The organism is Mesorhizobium sp. M1328 (assembly GCF_040318075.1).
In the GTDB taxonomy this organism is placed as follows: Bacteria; Pseudomonadota; Alphaproteobacteria; order Rhizobiales; family Rhizobiaceae; genus Mesorhizobium.
The window spans coordinates 677656-694914 of sequence record NZ_JAMYLO010000002.1 but is presented as its reverse complement, the minus strand read 5'-3'; the positions used below and the strand labels follow the sequence as shown (position 1 = coordinate 694914).

The following is a 17259-nucleotide window of genomic DNA, read 5'->3' as shown; positions in this document are numbered from 1 at the left end:
ATCACCCCCAAAACGTAGTGGTAACACGCGCCGGAGCGCGCCTAACATGCTGATTAATGACATATTCTTGCGGGCGGTGTTTAACTGCCAGGTCGGATGGTCGTGCCCGAGACGCTCAATAGCTTTCAGGCAAAGGCGCCAGCCGAGATGCCTCCTGCAACATCATTTCCCGCATCCACAGGCTTGCCGGATCAGTGTTGTGAAGCGCAGGCCATTGGACGGCCTCCGTGAATGCGGGATGAGGAAGTGGCGGCGGAAGTCCGACAATCCGCAGGGGTGTTGTTTTTGCGAAATGCTGCGCCAGCCGTAAGGGCATGGTCCCGATGCGGTTGGTGCCTGATAGGACGGGCGCGATCAGGCTAAAGCCCTGTACGACGACCTCGATACGTCTCTCGAAACCGTGCTCGAGCAAATACCACTCCTCCATGGTGGGCTGCCGGGTGTGCCTGAATTTGAGCACGACATGCCCCATCGACAAGTATCGCTCGAATGTAAGTGGCTCTGACAGCTGCTTGTTCGTGCCGCAGCCTACGCATACGAGCATATCTTCGAACAGGGCTGCGCGAGGATGTTTCGACATGAACACTTCCGGCATAATCAGAAAATCAACGTCGCCGCGCCGGAGAAGCTCCTCGGGGTCGTCGCAAATAGGCAGACATTCGAAGCGGACGGCGGGAGCTTCCCGCGCAGTACGCTCTACGATCCTCTTAAAAAGCACGAGCGTGAGGTAATCGGAAAGCATGATTCGGAAGAGACGATTCGATTGGGCTGGGTTAAAGGCGTCGGAGGAAATAATCGATAGCTGGATGTGCAGCAATGCGTCCCGGACTGCTGGGGCAAGCCCCTCCGCGCGCGGTGTCAAAATGAGCTCGCGGCCGTTCATCGTAAATAGCTCATTGCTGAAGTAGGCGCGTAACCGAGCGACGGCGGCGCTCATGGCCGGCTGGCTCAGGTTAATACTGTTGGCCGCGGCAGTGACTTTACGCTCCCTGATCAGAGCGTCCAGCACAACGAGGAGATTCAGATCCAGCCCCTTAAACCGCATATCCTGATCTATCCAGCGTGTGGATGGGCATCATCTAAACAATCAATTTTACGAATTTACGAACCATGCATTAGAGGAACGTAAATGACCGACGTCAAGCTCAAATCGACGGCGCCGCCATACGGGCGGGAACATCGAGAGAGCTCATTGGCGAGCCCCCACCGGCTGGCTCACCGTCGCTAACGACAACGGTTGAGTGCAGCCAACAACGCCGCCGCTTTGGCCGGGTAATGCGGCCCGCAAGAAACTATTTTGAAGAGAGGTCCTGAATGCGCCCTCAGGTGCAGTGGAAATTGTGCTGGGAAAACGAGTTGCAGCTCTCGGACCACGTCGAGCTCGCCCAGTTCTTTCGTAATACCTACGGGCCGACTGGGGCGTCCAACGCAGAACCGTTCGAAGGTAGTCGAAGCTGGGCCGGAGCCAGGCCTGAACTCCGCGCAATCGCCTATGATTCGAGCGGTGTAGCGGCTCACATGGGCATACTGCGCCGTTTCATCAAGGTTGACGCGGTCGATCTGTTGGTGGCTGAGCTGGGCCTGTACGGGGTACGTCCGGATCTTGAGAGTCTCGGAATCGCCCATTCAATCCATGTCGTGCTTCCAATACTGCAGGAGCTTGGCGTTCCATTCGCTTTCGGAACCGTCCGGCACGCGCTGCGGAATCATGTTGAGAGGTTCGGGCGGCGATACAGCCCTTTGGCCGTCTTGTCGGGAATTCGCGTGCGCTCCACCCGACCAGAGGCGCGCCTCGACCTGCCGCCCACACGCATTGATGACGCACTCACCATTGTTCTGCCAGTTGGACGGCCGATCAGCGAATGGCCCACGGGCACGATGATCGATCGGAACGGACCAGAGCTATGAGCCGTCCCGATTGCTTGTACGAAGTGCGCCGTGAGTGCTCTGACGGCACCGGCCGTCGCAGCGTTTATCTGACGTTTGACGACGGTCCCAATCCACTTTTCACACCGGAGATTCTGGATGTGCTGGCAGAGCAGCGGGTGCCGGCGACTTTCTTCGTCATCGGCGCCTACGCCTTAGAGCACCCGGATCTAATCCAACGAATGTTTGCAGAAGGGCACGAGCTAGGCAACCACACGATGACTCATCCGGATCTGTACAAATGCGGCTTCGGCGAAGTGCAACGTGAGATCTTTGAAGCGAACGGCGCCATCATGAGGGCGTGCCCTCAGGCCTCGGTGCGCTATATTCGCGCGCCCTACGGGGCCTGGAGCGAAGAAGTCTTCACAGCGTCACAGATCGCCGGGCTGACGGCCCTCCATTGGTCCGTCGACCCTCGAGATTGGTCTCGCCCTGGGGTCGACGCGATTATCGATACCGTGCTCGCCTCTGTCCGGCCGGGCGCAATCGTACTCTTGCACGACGGATGCCCTCCCGGCGAGTTGAGCCAGGGCGCTCACGCCGGTCTGCGCGACCAGACGGTCACGGCGCTGTCCCGGCTGATTCCAGCACTTCATGAGCGCGGATTTGTAATCCGCTCACTTCCTCAACATCACTGAACAAACGAGATCCCATGACTCTTCTTGGTACAACCAGCACTGTGGCCATTTCGCTTTATGCACTGCTCTCGACTGCTTATAAGAGCATGCAGGGGATTTATGCTCTGCCGACAAACGACTCATCGGCGTTGGAGGATCTCGTCGGCTCCGATCAACTGCCCAGCGTGGATGTCATCGTCCCCTGCTTCAACGAGGATCCGCGCACGCTTTCAGAGTGCCTGGCGTCCATTGCAGACCAAGAATACGCCGGAAGACTTCGGGTCTATGTGGTTGATGACGGTTCTGGAAATCGCGAAGCCGTAGGAACTGTCCACGAAACCTACGCGCGCGACCCTAGGTTCGACATCATTTTGCTTCCCGAGAATGTTGGAAAGCGCAAGGCGCAGATCGCCGCGATACGCCGCTCATCCGGGGATTTGGTGCTTAACGTTGATTCAGACACGATACTCGCGTCCGACGTCATCACCAAGCTTGTACCGAAGATGCGAGATCCAGCGGTCGGCGCAGTCATGGGTCAGTTGATTGCCAGTAACCGGAGCGAGAGCTGGCTGACAAGGCTGATAGACATGGAGTACTGGCTGGCTTGCAACGAGGAGCGCGCGGCACAGGCTCGCTTCGGTGCCGTTATGTGCTGTTGCGGCCCATGTGCCATGTACCGCCGGTCTGCGCTCCTTTTGTTACTGGACCAGTACGAGTCGCAATTTTTTCGGGGCAAGCCAAGCGACTTCGGGGAGGATCGCCATCTCACTATCCTCATGCTGAAAGCAGGCTTTCGAACCGAGTACGTTCCGGGCGCCATCGCGGCCACAGTCGTTCCGAACAGACTCGGACCGTATCTGCGCCAACAACTCCGTTGGGCACGAAGCACATTCCGGGACACGCTGCTTGGGCTGCGCTTGCTGCCCGGCCTCAATAGCTATCTCACGTTGGACGTGGTCGGACAGAATCTCGGGCCGCTACTCCTCGCCCTATCGGTACTAACGGGCCTCGCACATTTCGCACTGACAGGCACTGTGCCTTGGTGGACAGGACTGATGATTGTGTCCATGACCATGCTCCGATGCTGCGTGGTAGCATTTCGTGCTCGACAGTTTCGATTTCTGGGCTTTTCCCTGCACACGTTCATCAACATCTTTCTCTTACTTCCCTTGAAGGCCTACGCGCTGTGTACATTGAGCAATAGCGATTGGCTGTCGCGAAGCTCTGCTGTCGCTACATCGAACACTGGGGGAAAACAGGCCCCCACCCAAACTCCGATCACTGGATCAAGCAGGGCAGAATTCTCACCGCATGCGGCTCCGCTTCGCAGGCTCAATCTTGCGCGGATTCTTCGGGATTAGCGCTGTCGAGCAACATCTGCGGCGACGAGTGATCGCTAATTACCTAGGTGGACGAGAGGTGGACGAGTTTGACCCAGAACATGAATCATCAGTTGCTCGATCGGGAATTGGCCGCAGACGATCCGTGGCGCCTCGACGGCAATCCGTTCGAGCGGGAGCGCCACACGCAAATGCTCCAGCTGGCGCTTGCCCAAGGCTCCATTACAAATGCCCTCGAAGTCGGGTGCGCTGCCGGCGCATTCACGGAAAAGCTAGCTCCCTACTGCCAAGGGCTCACCGTCATCGATGTCGTGGCGCAAGCGATTGCTCGAGCACGTCAACGGATAAAGGAGCCGTCGCGCATCAACTGGATAGTCTCCGATGTTCAACAGTTTTCGACCGACGAGTTGTTTGACCTGATCGTTGTGGCGGAGGTCCTATACTACCTCGAAGACATAGCCGAGATGCGCGCGGCCGTCAAAAACCTGGTGCGGGTGCTTGCGCCAGGCGGGCATCTGATCTTCGGATCGGCAAGGGATGCTAATTGCCGTCGCTGGGGTCACGCCGCTGGTGCTGAGCCGGTCATCGCCATGCTGAACGAAACGTTGATCGAGGTAGAGCGTCTTGAGTGTCGGGGCGAGTCGGTCAACGAAGACTGCTTGCTCGTCCGTTTCCGGAACCCGCTTTCCGCTTCCTGATGAATCGAATCTATCGCCGTTAACGTGGAGACACTATGCGCATCTGTGGTACCAAGCTGACCCATGATGGGGCGATCGCCCTTGTCGAGGATGGACGGCTCGTCTTCTGCGTTGAGCAGGAAAAGCGGCACAACAATCCGCGTTACCAAACCATCGATAATCTCGACGCAATTGTCGCCGCTTTGGCGGAACAGGGGCTAAATCCTTGTGATGTCGATCAGTTCTTTATCGACGGCTGGGATGGCGAAGACGAGTCACAGTTTCAGGTCCGGCAGGCAACCGAGCAACCGCCGGTCGAGGCGACCCTCTAGGTAAAATGAACCCATGTCCACGGTAGCGATCGATCTTACTGAGGTAAGCAAAACTTATGACAAGCTCGTTGTCGACAGACTGTCGTTCCGCGTTGCGGCGGGGGAATGCTTCGGGCTCTTGGGACCGAACGGTGCGGGCAAAAGCACGATTGCGCGTATGGTCCTCGGCATGACATCGCCTGATGCGGGGAAGATTACTGTGCTCGGCGCTCCAGTGCCGGCGCGCGCCCGTTTGGCACGTATGCGCATCGGCGTGGTCCCGCAGTTCGACAATCTTGATACCGCGTTCACTGTGCGCGAGAACCTGTTGGTGTTCGGGCGCTACTTCCGGATGAGCAGACGCCAGATCGAAGCGGTCATACCATCGCTGCTTGAGTTCGCCCGCCTCGAGAACAAAGCGGATGCGCGCGTCGCCGAACTGTCCGGCGGCATGAAGCGGCGCCTGACGCTCGCGCGTGCGCTGATCAATGACCCGCACTTGCTGGTGATGGACGAGCCGACCACCGGCCTCGATCCGCAGGCCCGCCACCTGATCTGGGAACGGCTGCGATCGCTGCTGGCGCGGGGCAAGACTATTCTTTTGACTACCCATTTCATGGAAGAGGCCGAGCGGCTGTGCGATCGGCTGTGCGTTATGGAGGAGGGGCGCAAGATCGCCGAAGGCCGCCCGTCCGCACTCATTGACGAGCAGATCGGCTGTGACGTGGTCGAGGTCTACGGCGGCAATCCGCATGAACTGGGTGCGCTGATCCGGCCGTACGCACAGCGCATCGAGGTGAGCGGTGAGACGCTTTTTTGCTATGCACCCGATCCGGAGCAGGTGCTGGTGCAGCTACGCGGGCGCGCGGGTCTGCGCCTTCTGCAGCGTCCCCCCAATCTCGAGGATGTGTTCTTGCGGCTAACCGGGCGCGAGATGGAGGACTGAACAATGGGCGAACGTTATGCGGCGGCCATGCCCGCCAATGCGTGGAATTGGGTCGCGGTTTGGCGCCGCAACTATCTTGGATGGAAGAAAATCGGGCTTGCATCGGTTCTCGGCAACCTCGCCGATCCGATGATCTATCTGTTCGGTCTCGGCTTTGGCATCGGAACAATGATAGGTCCTGTTGAGGGCACTTCGTACATTGCGTTTCTCGCGGCTGGCATGGTTGCCACAAGCGCGATGGCATCGGCGACCGCTGAAACGGTTTACGGGAGTTTTGGCCGCATGGACAACCAGCGCACCTGGGAAGGAATGCTATGCACTCAGCTGACGCTCGGCGATATCTTACTCGGCGAATTGGCGTGGGCAGCCACCAAGGCCCTGATGGCGGGCACAGCAATCACTATTGTTGCCACCACGCTCGGCTACACATCGTGGCCATCCATCCTCTGCTTGCTGCCAGTCATCGCTCTCAGTGGCCTCGCCTTCGCGAGTCTAGCGATGGTCGTCACGGCGCTTGCGCCCAGTTATGAATATTTCATATTTTATAATACGCTTGTTATAACACCCATGCTGTTCCTTTGCGGCGCGATGTTTCCGGTCAACCAATTGCCCGGCGCTTTTCAGGACGTCGCCTCCTTGTTGCCGCTCGCACATGCAATTGACCTCATTCGTCCGGCGATGCTTGGCCGTCCGGCCGGCAGCATGGGCCTGCATATCGGCGCGCTTTGCATATACACGGTTTTGCCGTTCTTCCTATCGGTTGCTCTATTTCGTCGTCGGCTGATGCGTTGACGCTACTCACCATTCGTAAAATTGATCGTTTTGGCGATACCCATCCACGCGTCGGATAGGTCAATACATGCGTTTTAAGGGACTCGATCTAAATCTCCTCGTTGTGCTGGACGCTTTGATCAGGGAGCGTAAAGTCACCGCCGCGGCCCGCAGTATTAACCTGAGTCAGCCGGCCATGAGCGCCGCCGTCGGTCGGTTACGCGCCTATTTCAGCGATGAGCTATTTACGATGAACGGCCGCGAACTCATTTTGACACCGCGCGCGGAGGGGCTCGCCACAGCAGTCCGGGAGGCATTGCTGCACATCCAGCTATCGATTATTTCCTGGGACGCCTTTAACCCGGCCCGATCGGATCGTCGCTTCCGCATCATCCTTTCCGATTACCTCACACTCGTATTTTTTAAGAAGATCGTAAAGCGTGCTGCGCGGGAAGCTCCCGCCGTCCGCTTCGAATGTCTGCCTATTTCCGACGACCCCGAGGAGCTTCTCCGGCGCGGCGACGTTGATTTTCTGATTATGCCGGAAGTGTTCATGTCGAAACATCCTCGCGCAGCCCTGTTCGAAGATATGCTCGTATGCGTAGGCTGCGGCACGAACAAGCAGCTGTCAGAGCCACTTACATTCGACCGATACTTGTCGATGGGGCAGGTTGTGCTTAAATTCGGGGACACCCGGCAGCCCTCCATCGAGGAATGGTATTTGCTCGAGAACGGTTTCGAGAGACGTATCGAGGTCGTCGTACGGGGCTTTAGCATGATCCCGCCCCTTCTATCAGGCACCAACCGCATCGGGACAATGCCCTTACGGCTGGCGCAGCATTTCGCAAAATTAACACCCCTGCGGATTGTCGAACTTCCGCCGCCACTTCCTGCCGCATTCACGGAGGCCGTCCAATGGCCTGCGCTTCACAATAATGATCCGGCAAGCCTATGGATGCGGGAAATGATGTTGCAGGAGGCATCTCGTATGATTACCCCGCCTAAGAGCACCGGACGTCTCAGTTGTCGGCCGAATTGAGAAACTGACTCCCTCGGTTATGAGAGGAGGCATGGATGGCGATTGGGATTGGGCGATTCCTGCATTGTCGAGAACGATGCAGGGAGAGCAGATCCTTCAGCATGAACAGGTGGCAGCGATGCTGCGGCTGCATGAGCTTGGCTGGGGAATGAACCGACGGGCGAAAGAATTCGGGTGCGCGCGCAACACGGTGCCTCGGTATCTAAGCGAGGGCGGGACTGTTCCGTTTCGCAAGCCTGTGCGGCCGACCGCGTTTGACGGACTGGACGATTGGCTGCGGGAGCGCTTCTTCCCCCATGGCTCGGGCTGGATGACGATCTCGACCCGCTCCAGATGCGCCGGGAACGCCTTGCGCGGTCGCGCAGCACGTCGCGGCTCGCCTGTCGGTCTTGCGGCCTCGAGCTCGGACTCAATCGCGCCGAGCCCGGTCTGGATTTCGTCGAAGGCGAAGGCCTGCTGGTCACGTTCGAGCTTCTCGGAGCTGCGACCGAAGCGGCGCGCTCCAGCTGCTTGACGATCCCATGAAGGTCGGCGATCCGCTCCTGGGCAGGCTCGTTGAGTGTCGCCATCCGGACGATCTCGGCCTTGAGTGTTTCGCTCCGGAGTTGTTGCAGTTCGGCCTTCTCCGCCGCCATGGCGACGAACATCGCCTTGAGCGTATCGATTTCGTGGGGACGGGCCGAAGCGCTTCTCGTCATGACGCCGACAGAAGCTTATTGTGCACGGCCTGAAGCCCGCCTTTTGCGCCTGAGTCACTTCGCCACCGCCTTCCGGCCGGACGCCGTCGCCGTTCGGCTCGAACGCGTGTCCAGTCCATGCCTTCGACGAGCGCCATCAGTTTCGGCGCGGCAAGCCGATCACGCCGTTCTCCGCCAGCGGAACTTGTCCTCGTCCAGCGCTCACGGTGCGGGTATGCCGGCGTCGAGCAAACAGAGAGAAGTTTGGGGCCCAACCAGGACGGCCCCGTTACGAAGTTCGTCCTGGTCCCGGTTTGAGTGTCGAATCTTCATCGATTGCTTGGGCGACCAGCGTCCCCGCCGCCAGCGAGCCCGCAACTGCTCAGCAGAAGGGCGAAGTGAACGTGAATGCATCCATTTCGTAAATGTGTGTCTATCCAAGCAATCGATTTCTCTAATTATCCGATGAGCAATATGAACGCGTCAGGCAGGGTGCATCATTAGGAGTATTTTCGATGGCAAAGATTATCGAGGGTGGCCCGGGTGCCGAAACACTCATCGGCACCGAGCTTGACGATTGGATGGAGGGTTTCCAGGGCGGTGACTGGATTGACGGTCGTGGCGGCAACGACGAGATCTCGGGTGGCCCGGACAGTGACCGACTCATCGGCGGCAAGGGTAACGACCGCATCTTCGGCGGAGATGGCTGGGACGATCTCTCCGGCGACAACGGCCGCTTCAACCCGCGCGTCTCCGGTGAGGACAATGACAGGCTCAGCGGCGGTCCCGGCCAGGATGTCCTCTACGTGGGTGACGGCCAGGACACGTTGACCGGGGGCACCGACAGTGACACGTTCGTGTTCCAGTTCCACAATCCGGTGCCTGGGGTTGTCGGGTCGAAGTCGGACATTACCACTATCACCGATTTCAACCCGGCGGAGGACAAGTTCGCCTTCGATGCGGTGGGCCTCTACAATGACGGTTTTGGCGCGAACTTCGTCAACAACGCCAGCATACAGTCCGGCTACCCGGTGAGCAGCTTCTACAGTGGTGCGGCCTCGGGTGCGAACGGCGAACACGTCGTGGTAATCACTGGCGAATCTTTCAACTCTGCTTCTGAAGCCGCGAGTGCGATCTCCGGCGAGCACGCCGGCGACATCATTGTCTACCAAAGCAGCTACACCGACAGAGTCGCAACTCTGGCCTATGTCACCGCCGACAACAGCGCGCATGAATTCGTCCACCTGGGCGGTGTGGTCACCGTGGCCGACCTAGGCCTGACCGCGTCGGACTTCACCTTCGTTTGATCCAGAAAACCCATACGGAACAGCGCCCCGCCCCCCGGGGGCGGGCGCTTTCCGTTTCCGCTACGTGCGATGGGCCGGGGCGCCCGGGAGCAGTCGCAGCGTGTACAGCTTGACGAAGCCCTGCACGTCGCGCTGGTCGTACACCGAAATCTCCCTGAAGGCGTGGAGGCGGAAGCCTGTTCGGGCCCTTGCGGCCGGCCACGATGACGTTGCCCTTCCAAACCTTCAGCCGGACGGTGTTGTTGTTGACCCGCTCCATTAGATGCCAAACCAAACATATTCGGCGGGAGCACTGATCCTGAAGCAGCGAGCGGATGCAGTCGGTCGCCGCTCGGGGAGCAATATGGGGAGCTGGGTCGCCAGATCCTCACGGAGACCTACGTGAGTAACCATTCCTTGAAGGATTCAGCTTTGAGACCTTTCCCTCTGAGTTCCGCTATTTGGGGAATTCTGTTGATCAGCGGCGTGGTGAACGTGCTTGCGCTGATCTCGCCGCTGTTCATGCTTCAGGTCTACGACCGCGTTCTGGCAAGTGGCAGCGTATCGACGCTAGTGGGGCTCGTCGTGCTTGCTACAGGGCTTTATGCGTTCCAGTGCCTGCTCGACATTTTGCGCGCGCGCGTGCTGCTGCGGATTGGCGAGCGTTTCGATGAACAGTTTTCCGGACGCGTTCACGATGCGATCGTTCGCCTTCCGCTTTTAACGCGCATGCCGGGCGACGGCTTGCAGCCGCTACGCGATCTCGACAATGTTCGCGGATTCTTAGGTGGAAACGGCCCGACAGCGTTCTTCGATCTGCCATGGATGCTGCTTTATCTTGGCATTTGCTTCCTCTTTCATTTCTGGATCGGCATGACGGCACTTATCGGGGCGATCGGTCTCACATCTCTGACACTCCTTACCAACACTCTCTCGCAAGGGCCGATACGCGATACCATTGACCACAACATGGTACGCAATGGTCTACTGGAAGCAGCGCGCCGCAATGCCGAGGTCGTGCAAGCTCTCGGTCTCGCAAAGCGGATCGCTGCCCGATGGCACAAGGCCAATGCCAAGTATCTGGCCGCCAACCGGAAAGTCGGGGACGTGGCAGGTGGGCTGGGTGGCATTTCAAAGTCGCTGCGCGTGCTGCTGCAATCGGCCATTCTTGCCGTCGGCGCGTACCTTGTCATCAGGCAGGAGACTACGGCCGGGGTCATGATTGCCAGTTCGATCACGATGGGGCGTGCGCTGGCTCCGGTCGATCTGGCCATTTCAAGCTGGAAACCCTTCCTCATGGCGCGCCAGGGTTGGGCGCGGCTGGAGGACCTCTTGGGAAAGGTTCCTGAAACCGCTCCTGTTATGCCAATGCCTGCACCTGAACGCGAACTCCGCCTCGAAGGCGTGACAATCGTTCCGCCCGGCGAAAGGAAGCCGACCGTGACCGGCCTTGCGTTTGCCGTTCAGGCGGGAAGCGCACTCGGGATCATCGGTGCATCGGGTTCGGGCAAGTCGACACTCTCGCGCGCCATCGTCGGCGCATGGGCGCCGGTCGCCGGAAAGGTTCGCATCGACAGCGCAAGCCTCGATCAATGGGACCGGGAAGCGCTAGGCCGTCATATCGGCTATTTGCCGCAAGGTGTTGAACTATTCGACGGCACCATTGCCGAAAACATCGCTCGTTTTGAAGATAATCCTGACCCTGAGGCTATTGTCACCGCGGCGAAAGCAGCGGGCACGCACGAACTGATCCTCCGATTTGAGCACGGCTACGAAACTCCGATTGGTGAGGCCGGATCGGCACTTTCCGCCGGGCAGCGCCAGCGTATCGGTCTTGCCCGTGCTCTTTATCGAGACCCTTTCCTTGTTGTGCTGGATGAACCCAATGCCAATCTCGATGCGGAAGGCGAGGCTGCGGTTGTCAAGGCGATCGCCTCCGTGCGCGAGCGCAAGGGCATTGCGGTTGTCGTTGCCCATCGGCCGAGCGCCATCCGCGCCGTGGATTTGGTGTTGGTGATGGAAGGTGGACGGCAGCGAGCATTCGGTGCGCGTGATGAGGCGCTTTCCAAAGTCCTTAAGGGGGCAGCGATGGCATCAGGCGCTGGGGTCAAGGCCATCGAGTCTACACAGGATAACGAGCGCGCTGACATGGAGGATCCCGGTGTCCGGCATTCATCAGAACAATGACGTTTCCAGGTCCATTCGCCGGCACCTGGTGGCGGGCCTGCTGGCGAGCGTGATCTTTGTGGGAGGAGCCGGAGCCTGGGCGGCCTTCACGAATCTCTCCGGCGCGGTTGTCGCGTCCGGACACTTTGTCGTCGATTCCTATGTGAAGAAGGTGCAGCACCCGACCGGCGGGGTGGTGGGAGAAATCCTGGTGAGCGAAGGTGATAAAGTAAAAGCCGGCGACATCCTCATGCGGCTCGACGCCACCCAGACGCGCGCCACTCTCGCTGTAGTCACCAAGCGGCTCGATGAGCTGGCCGCCAACCTGGCACGACTCGAAGCTGAGCGTGACGATCTGGCGGAGATCGCCTTCCCGGACTGGCTGCTCGCCCGCAGAGATGTTCCGGACGTAGCTTCGGCAGTACATGGCGAGACGCGGCTGTTCGAATTCCGCAGACAATCCCGCGACGGAAGGCAGGCGCAGCTAGCGGAACGCATCACTCAATATGAGCACGAGATCGAGGGGCTCAAGGCGCAGGCAATCGCTTGTGAGAAAAGCACCGAGATCCTCCAAAAGGAAATTGCTGCCCTGAGTGGGCTGCGCGACCAAGGCATTGTCTCGGACCAACGCTTGAACAGTCTGAAGACGCAGGTTGCCACTTTCGGCGGCGAACGCGGTGAGAAGATTGCACATCAGGCACAGACGGCAGCCCGCATAGCCGAAACGCGCCTGCAGATCCTGCAGATCGATCCGGATTTCAAGACGGAAGTCGGCCAGGAGCTCAGAGAGGTTCAGGCGCAGGTTGGGGAGTATGTTGAGCGCAAGGTGGCGGCTGAACAGGAACTGCGACGGATCGATATTGTCGCGCCGCAGTCAGGCGCCATTCAACAACTCGCAGTTCATACGGTCGGAGGAGTGATCACGCCCGCCGATCCGATTATGCTAATCGTGCCGGAAGGCGACGATCTTGCGCTTGAAGCACGAATCACCCCGAAGGACATCGACCAAATCCAGCTTGGTCACAAGGCCGTGCTGCGGATGTCAGCCTTCAATCTGAGGACCACGCCGGTATTGAACGGATATGTCAGCCGGATCGCAGCCGATCTGGCGACGGACGAAAAAAACGGCGTTTCGTATTACCTGGTGCGTCTGTCGGTTCCGCATGCGGAACTGACGAAGCTCAAGGACCTGACGCTCGTGCCCGGCATGCCGGCCGAAGCGATGATCCAGACGGGCGAGCGTACGGCGCTTTCTTATTTTGTGAAGCCGCTGTCGGACCAAATCAGTCGCGCATTCCACGAGGAATGAAAGTAACCACAGAAACATTTTGTTGGTATTCTTGTTGGTTGTTACGCATGCATGAGAGTCATAACCGTCTGAAAACACAGCCATACTTTCCTCAGTTGGATTCCGCCTCTGACTCAGATTCGTGGTTCCACGGTCATTTTGCCCTTCCAAGTCGCCGACCATTCAGTTCTTGGCCTCGAGCGCATTAAGATACCCATCATCGTACACAAAGGCTGGAAAAGAGTCCGGTGTCTTGAGCGATCCTGAGGTCTGGAGACCTAGGGTGAGCCTGCAAGCACAGGGCCAGGACATGATTGAGCGTCTGCAATATTCGGACAGGTACATAGGAAGACAGGCAGGCGTCAACAACGCGCTTTCAACGCGCTAAACCGATGCTACGCACCCCGAGCGTCTTGCCGCCCTCGCTCCCGCCGGTAGGAATCAATCGCGAGCAGGCTGCGACGTTCATCGGCGTAAGCTCAACGACCTTTGATGAAATGGTCCAGGACGGCCGGATGCCCCAGCCACGAATGCCGAGCAAGGGGCGCATTGTTTGGGACGTCGAGGAACTTGTATTGGCCTTTCGAAAGCTCCCTCACCGCCAAATCGGAGGAGCACCAAAGCTTGACGAAGATTCGCCGCCACTAGACAATCCTTGGGATCGAAAACCACGAACATGACGGATGAGCCCGTGAAAATCGATCTTAAGGGCGTAGTGAAGGACACTGATCGCCACGGCAATGATCGGTACTATTTTCGCGCACCGGGTCAGAAGAAGGTCCGGCTCCGTGAACCGACCGGCAGCGACGAGTTCCTCGAGGAACTGCGGTGCGCGCGCGCCGAGGTCACTTATGTTCGGCCCGGCACTCTTCCCGAGATTTGCCGGCGCCTCCCCAAGCCTTCCGAGCCAGCGAAGAAAGGCACGTTGCTGTGGCTTTGCCAGGAGTATTACCGTCGGGGCGGCACGGAAATCACCCAAGACACTATGGCGCGCCGACGAGCAATTCTGGAGCGCGTATGCGAATTACCTCATCCCCTCGAAGGTGACCCGGATCCTCAGTATCCCACCAAGGGATCTCTGCCATTCGCCGGTATGAAACGGTCTCATGTTAAGGAGATCAGGGACACCAGGCTCGACGCCCTTGGCGCGGCAAACAATATCGTAAAAGCCATCAGCGCGATGTTTGAGTGGGCAAAGGACACAGAGATTCCGGGCGTCGACTCCAATCCCGCCCGCGGCATCAGACGGCTAAAGAGCGGCGACGGCTGGCACCCATGGGACGTGTCGGAGATCGTTCAATATGAGAAGCGGCATCCGCTGGGTACCGCAGCCAGACGTGCGCTCTCGATCTTCATGTTTACTGGCCTGCGGTTGTCCGACGTCGCGATCTTCGGTCGACAGCACATCACGCTCGTCTACAACGAGGAGACCGAGCAGTGGGAGAAGTGGATCAGAATTAAGCCTGGGAAGACCAGTCGTAACAAGGATGCGGTGTTGGTGGAGCTCCCGCTTCTGCCCGAACTAGAGGCGGAACTTGAGCACACGCCCTCCGACCAGATGACCTTCCTGGTCAATGAGTATGGTCGCCCGTTCTCGGAGAACGGTCTGGGCAACAAGATGCGCCAGTGGTGTGATCAAGCTGAGCTGCCGCACTGCAGTGCTCATGGAATTCGCAAGGCCGGCGCGACGATCGCCGCTGAGAACGGCGCGACGCACGAGCAGCTGAAGGCGATATATGGGTGGACTACGTACCAGCAGCCCGACCACTACATCAAGAAAGCGCGTCGCCGGAAGGTAGCGAGAGCGGCGAAATACCTGCTGGTTATCGATCGAAAAGAGAACAAAATTGTCCCACTTTCTGAGGGGGTTGAAAGAGGTGGGACAAAAATGGCCAAAAAATCCAATTAAATCAAGGGCCACAAAAGCCGATGGTGGGCCCGGAGGGACTCGAACCCCCAACCAAGCGGTTATGAGCCGCCGGCTCTAACCATTGAGCTACAGGCCCCACGGCGCTGGATTAGTGTTTTTCCCTGAACCGCACAAGGCTTTCCCTGGGCTTTCCGAGCAGACGTTCCAAGGGGCTGGCAGAGATCGCCCAAATCAGCCCATATTGATAACCTATTGCACGTCGCCCATTGGACGCCGCCCAACACTCGGCCGTCTTGGGATCGCAGATCGAGGAGATTTCATGACCAGACGTATTTTGCCCCTGGCAATTGCCGCCGCAATCGCATTTCCGGCGATCGCCGGCGCCGCCGATTCACCACCGCCGCCGCGTATCGTCGTCACCGGCGAAGGCGAGGCGGCGATAGCACCCGATCTGGCTCTGCTGACGCTCAGCGTCATGCGCGAAGCCAAGACGGCACGTGCAGCGCTCGATGCCAATAACGACGCCATGGCCGCGGTGATCGCGGCGATGAAATCGTCCGGCATCAAGGAGCGCGATCTGCAGACCGCGGGCATCCAGATCAATCCGCGCTATAACTACACCAACAAGCCCGACGGCAGCCAGGAGGCCGAGCTTGTCGCCTACCAGGTGACCAACACGCTGTCGGTGCGCATCCGCGACATCGACAAGACCGGCGACATTCTCGACAAGGCGGTGTCGCTCGGCGTCAACCAGGGCGGCGGCATCTCCTTCTCCAACGACGATCCGGCGGCAGCCGTCACCGAGGCGCGCAAGAAGGCCGTCGCCAATGCCATGGCCAAGGCCAAGACGCTGGCCGAAGCGGCCGGCGTCGGCATCGGCCGGGTCCTGGAGATCACCGACCAGAATTTCGCACCACCGCCGATGCCGATCAACGCCAAGGCATTCGATGCCGCCGGTGCGTCGGTCCCGGTGCAAGCCGGCGAAAATTCCTATACCGCACAGGTGACGGTGACTTTCGAATTGAAATGATCATCGCTTGCAGCATGAAAAACCCCGGAGGATCGATCCTCCGGGGTTTTTTTGAGCCGCGCTTGCCGTCCTGGCGGAAGGGCTCCGCTACTCTACCGGCTGCAAGTCAGCCGGCCGCAGGCCCGAAGACCTTAGCGATAGATGATCGGACAGCCGCGCTCATTGGCGAATACGATCACGACGCGGTCGCCATACTGGCGGCCGGCGACCTTGACCGTGCGGCGGTTGATGTCGATGATGCGGGCGCGGTGCAGGCCCATGCGTTCGGCCTTGTCGATGGCACGCTCCGGCGAACAGGACCGGCGCCAGCCGCCATGACGGCGGTGTTCGCGATAGTAACCATCATCTTCGTCGCCGGTATAGACGCCGACGCGCGGATCCTGGTTATTGCCGAAACCGAGATAGATGCTGTCAGCATGAGCGGGGATGGCAGCAAGTGTGCCAAGGCCGACAAGAGCCGAAAGAGCAGCCGTCTTAATGGTATTGAACATTGTGTTCTCTCCTTGTTGAGGGTTTCAACCCGTTTTCGTCGAACCGATGCGAGGAGAATGCACCCGTCTATCTGAATTTTTTGCGAACCGGCCGTTCATCTCCAGTTCATGAGGCAAGAATGGGCCAGCTGTTTAGTCTCTCCGTTTCTGGAACCGGTTCTATGCAGGGCAGATGGGGAACGCACCGTTTTGCCATGGTTCCCGGTCTTCGTTACCGGAGGAAATCCTAAGGCTCGTCTGCGAGAATATGGTCGAAATAGTCGTCCGGCTCGGCAAGGTCGGTCTCGCTGGCGCTGACCCGGCCGCGCATCGAGATGCCGGCCTCGTGCACGGTCTCGTCGCTTCCAGACACCAGCCTGTGCCACCAATAGAGATCGCGGCCCTCGGCGACCAGCCGGTAAGCGCAGGTCTTGGGCAGCCAGCTGATGGTGCGCACATTCTGCGGCGTCAGCCCGACGCAATCCGGAACACGCGCCAGCCGGTTGGCATAGTCGGAGCAGCGGCAGCTTCCAGCGTCGAACAGCCGGCAGCCGACGCTGGTCCAGTAGATCTCTCCGGTGTCCTCGTCTTCGAGTTTGGACAGGCAGCATTTACCGCAACCGTCGCAGAGTGATTCCCACTCGGCCGGGGTCATCGCCTCGAGGGTCTTGGTCTTCCAGAACGGCTTTTCCATCGTCGGCATGTGGCCCTCGGACGCTTCAAGGTCAAGCACGGCAACCGTGCACCCTCGTCCGAACGATACGCCGGGACCATACGCCGGAACATACGCCAGGACCATACGAATGACATGAAGTCGCCTTCAAAACGCCGGTCAATCGCCCTGT

15 protein-coding genes, 1 tRNA gene and 3 pseudogenes are annotated in these 17259 nt (G+C 59.1%); 14 read left to right on the top strand and 5 right to left on the bottom strand.

Annotation, left to right across the window (positions count from 1 at the left end; all coding sequences use genetic code 11):
- Positions 1 to 115: 115 nt before the first annotated feature.
- On the bottom strand, positions 116 to 1045 hold the full coding sequence (locus NKH23_RS08020) for a LysR family transcriptional regulator (RefSeq protein ID WP_353034442.1): 930 nt from the start codon (positions 1043 to 1045) through the stop codon (positions 116 to 118).
- A 269-nt stretch (positions 1046 to 1314) separates the two neighbouring features.
- On the opposite strand from NKH23_RS08020, the gene NKH23_RS08015 reads away from it, so the two are divergent.
- From NKH23_RS08015 to NKH23_RS07975, 9 genes and pseudogenes are all read left to right on the top strand, one after another.
- Positions 1315 to 1908: a NodA family N-acyltransferase gene (locus tag NKH23_RS08015; RefSeq protein ID WP_353034440.1), complete on the top strand. Its 594-nt coding sequence runs from the start codon at positions 1315 to 1317 to the stop codon at positions 1906 to 1908.
- On the top strand, positions 1905 to 2564 hold the full coding sequence (nodB, locus tag NKH23_RS08010) for a chitooligosaccharide deacetylase NodB (protein WP_352457035.1): 660 nt from the start codon (positions 1905 to 1907) through the stop codon (positions 2562 to 2564). The genes NKH23_RS08015 and nodB overlap by 4 nt, the downstream gene beginning before the upstream one ends.
- Before the next feature lie 14 nt (positions 2565 to 2578).
- A complete protein-coding gene (gene nodC / locus NKH23_RS08005) occupies positions 2579 to 3904 on the top strand; it encodes a chitooligosaccharide synthase NodC (protein ID WP_352457036.1) in 1326 nt (441 codons plus the stop codon).
- A gap of 80 nt (positions 3905 to 3984) precedes the next feature.
- Positions 3985 to 4581, top strand: a complete 597-nt coding sequence (nodS, locus tag NKH23_RS08000) for a nodulation methyltransferase NodS (RefSeq protein ID WP_352450799.1) — start codon at positions 3985 to 3987, stop codon at positions 4579 to 4581.
- Between the two features lie 35 nt (positions 4582 to 4616).
- A pseudogene (locus NKH23_RS07995) lies at positions 4617 to 4850 on the top strand (carbamoyltransferase N-terminal domain-containing protein); the annotation flags it as partial.
- 55 nt (positions 4851 to 4905) lie between these two features.
- Positions 4906 to 5817 (top strand): nodulation factor ABC transporter ATP-binding protein NodI, encoded by a 912-nt coding sequence (gene nodI / locus NKH23_RS07990; protein WP_352457037.1) that lies wholly within the window; start codon positions 4906 to 4908, stop codon positions 5815 to 5817.
- 3 nt (positions 5818 to 5820) lie between these two features.
- Positions 5821 to 6609, top strand: a complete 789-nt coding sequence (locus NKH23_RS07985) for an ABC transporter permease (RefSeq protein ID WP_352450738.1) — start codon at positions 5821 to 5823, stop codon at positions 6607 to 6609.
- A gap of 67 nt (positions 6610 to 6676) precedes the next feature.
- Positions 6677 to 7627: a LysR family transcriptional regulator gene (locus tag NKH23_RS07980; RefSeq protein ID WP_352671260.1), complete on the top strand. Its 951-nt coding sequence runs from the start codon at positions 6677 to 6679 to the stop codon at positions 7625 to 7627.
- A gap of 31 nt (positions 7628 to 7658) precedes the next feature.
- A pseudogene (locus tag NKH23_RS07975) lies at positions 7659 to 7925 on the top strand (hypothetical protein); the annotation flags it as partial.
- A 77-nt stretch (positions 7926 to 8002) separates the two neighbouring features.
- On the opposite strand, the pseudogene NKH23_RS07970 reads toward NKH23_RS07975, so the two are convergent.
- Positions 8003 to 8383 (bottom strand): annotated as a pseudogene (locus NKH23_RS07970) (transposase domain-containing protein); the annotation flags it as partial.
- 436 nt (positions 8384 to 8819) lie between these two features.
- On the opposite strand from NKH23_RS07970, the gene NKH23_RS07965 reads away from it, so the two are divergent.
- The 4 genes from NKH23_RS07965 to NKH23_RS07950 all read left to right on the top strand — a co-directional run bounded on the left by NKH23_RS07965 (position 8820) and on the right by NKH23_RS07950 (position 14953).
- A complete protein-coding gene (locus NKH23_RS07965) occupies positions 8820 to 9611 on the top strand; it encodes a calcium-binding protein (protein WP_352450736.1) in 792 nt (263 codons plus the stop codon).
- A 396-nt stretch (positions 9612 to 10007) separates the two neighbouring features.
- Complete coding sequence (locus NKH23_RS07960) at positions 10008 to 11777, top strand: type I secretion system permease/ATPase (protein WP_353034544.1); 1770 nt, start codon at positions 10008 to 10010, stop codon at positions 11775 to 11777.
- Entirely contained in the window at positions 11752 to 13065 is a 1314-nt protein-coding gene (locus NKH23_RS07955; protein ID WP_352548197.1) for an HlyD family type I secretion periplasmic adaptor subunit, read from the top strand. Before NKH23_RS07960 ends, NKH23_RS07955 begins: the two co-directional genes overlap by 26 nt.
- Before the next feature lie 670 nt (positions 13066 to 13735).
- Positions 13736 to 14953 (top strand): tyrosine-type recombinase/integrase, encoded by a 1218-nt coding sequence (locus tag NKH23_RS07950; RefSeq protein ID WP_353034436.1) that lies wholly within the window; start codon positions 13736 to 13738, stop codon positions 14951 to 14953.
- Between the two features lie 21 nt (positions 14954 to 14974).
- Here NKH23_RS07950 and NKH23_RS07945 read toward each other — a convergent pair.
- A tRNA-Ile gene (locus tag NKH23_RS07945) sits at positions 14975 to 15050 on the bottom strand.
- Positions 15051 to 15233: 183 nt separating this feature from the next.
- Here NKH23_RS07945 and NKH23_RS07940 point away from each other — a divergent pair.
- Positions 15234 to 15944 (top strand): SIMPL domain-containing protein, encoded by a 711-nt coding sequence (locus tag NKH23_RS07940; RefSeq protein ID WP_023719319.1) that lies wholly within the window; start codon positions 15234 to 15236, stop codon positions 15942 to 15944.
- A gap of 131 nt (positions 15945 to 16075) precedes the next feature.
- Here the strand turns inward: NKH23_RS07940 and NKH23_RS07935 are convergent, their stop codons facing one another.
- On the bottom strand, positions 16076 to 16435 hold the full coding sequence (locus tag NKH23_RS07935; protein ID WP_023678277.1) for a hypothetical protein: 360 nt from the start codon (positions 16433 to 16435) through the stop codon (positions 16076 to 16078).
- Between the two features lie 226 nt (positions 16436 to 16661).
- A complete protein-coding gene (locus tag NKH23_RS07930) occupies positions 16662 to 17108 on the bottom strand; it encodes a YcgN family cysteine cluster protein (protein WP_352915516.1) in 447 nt (148 codons plus the stop codon).
- Positions 17109 to 17259 lie beyond the last annotated feature (151 nt).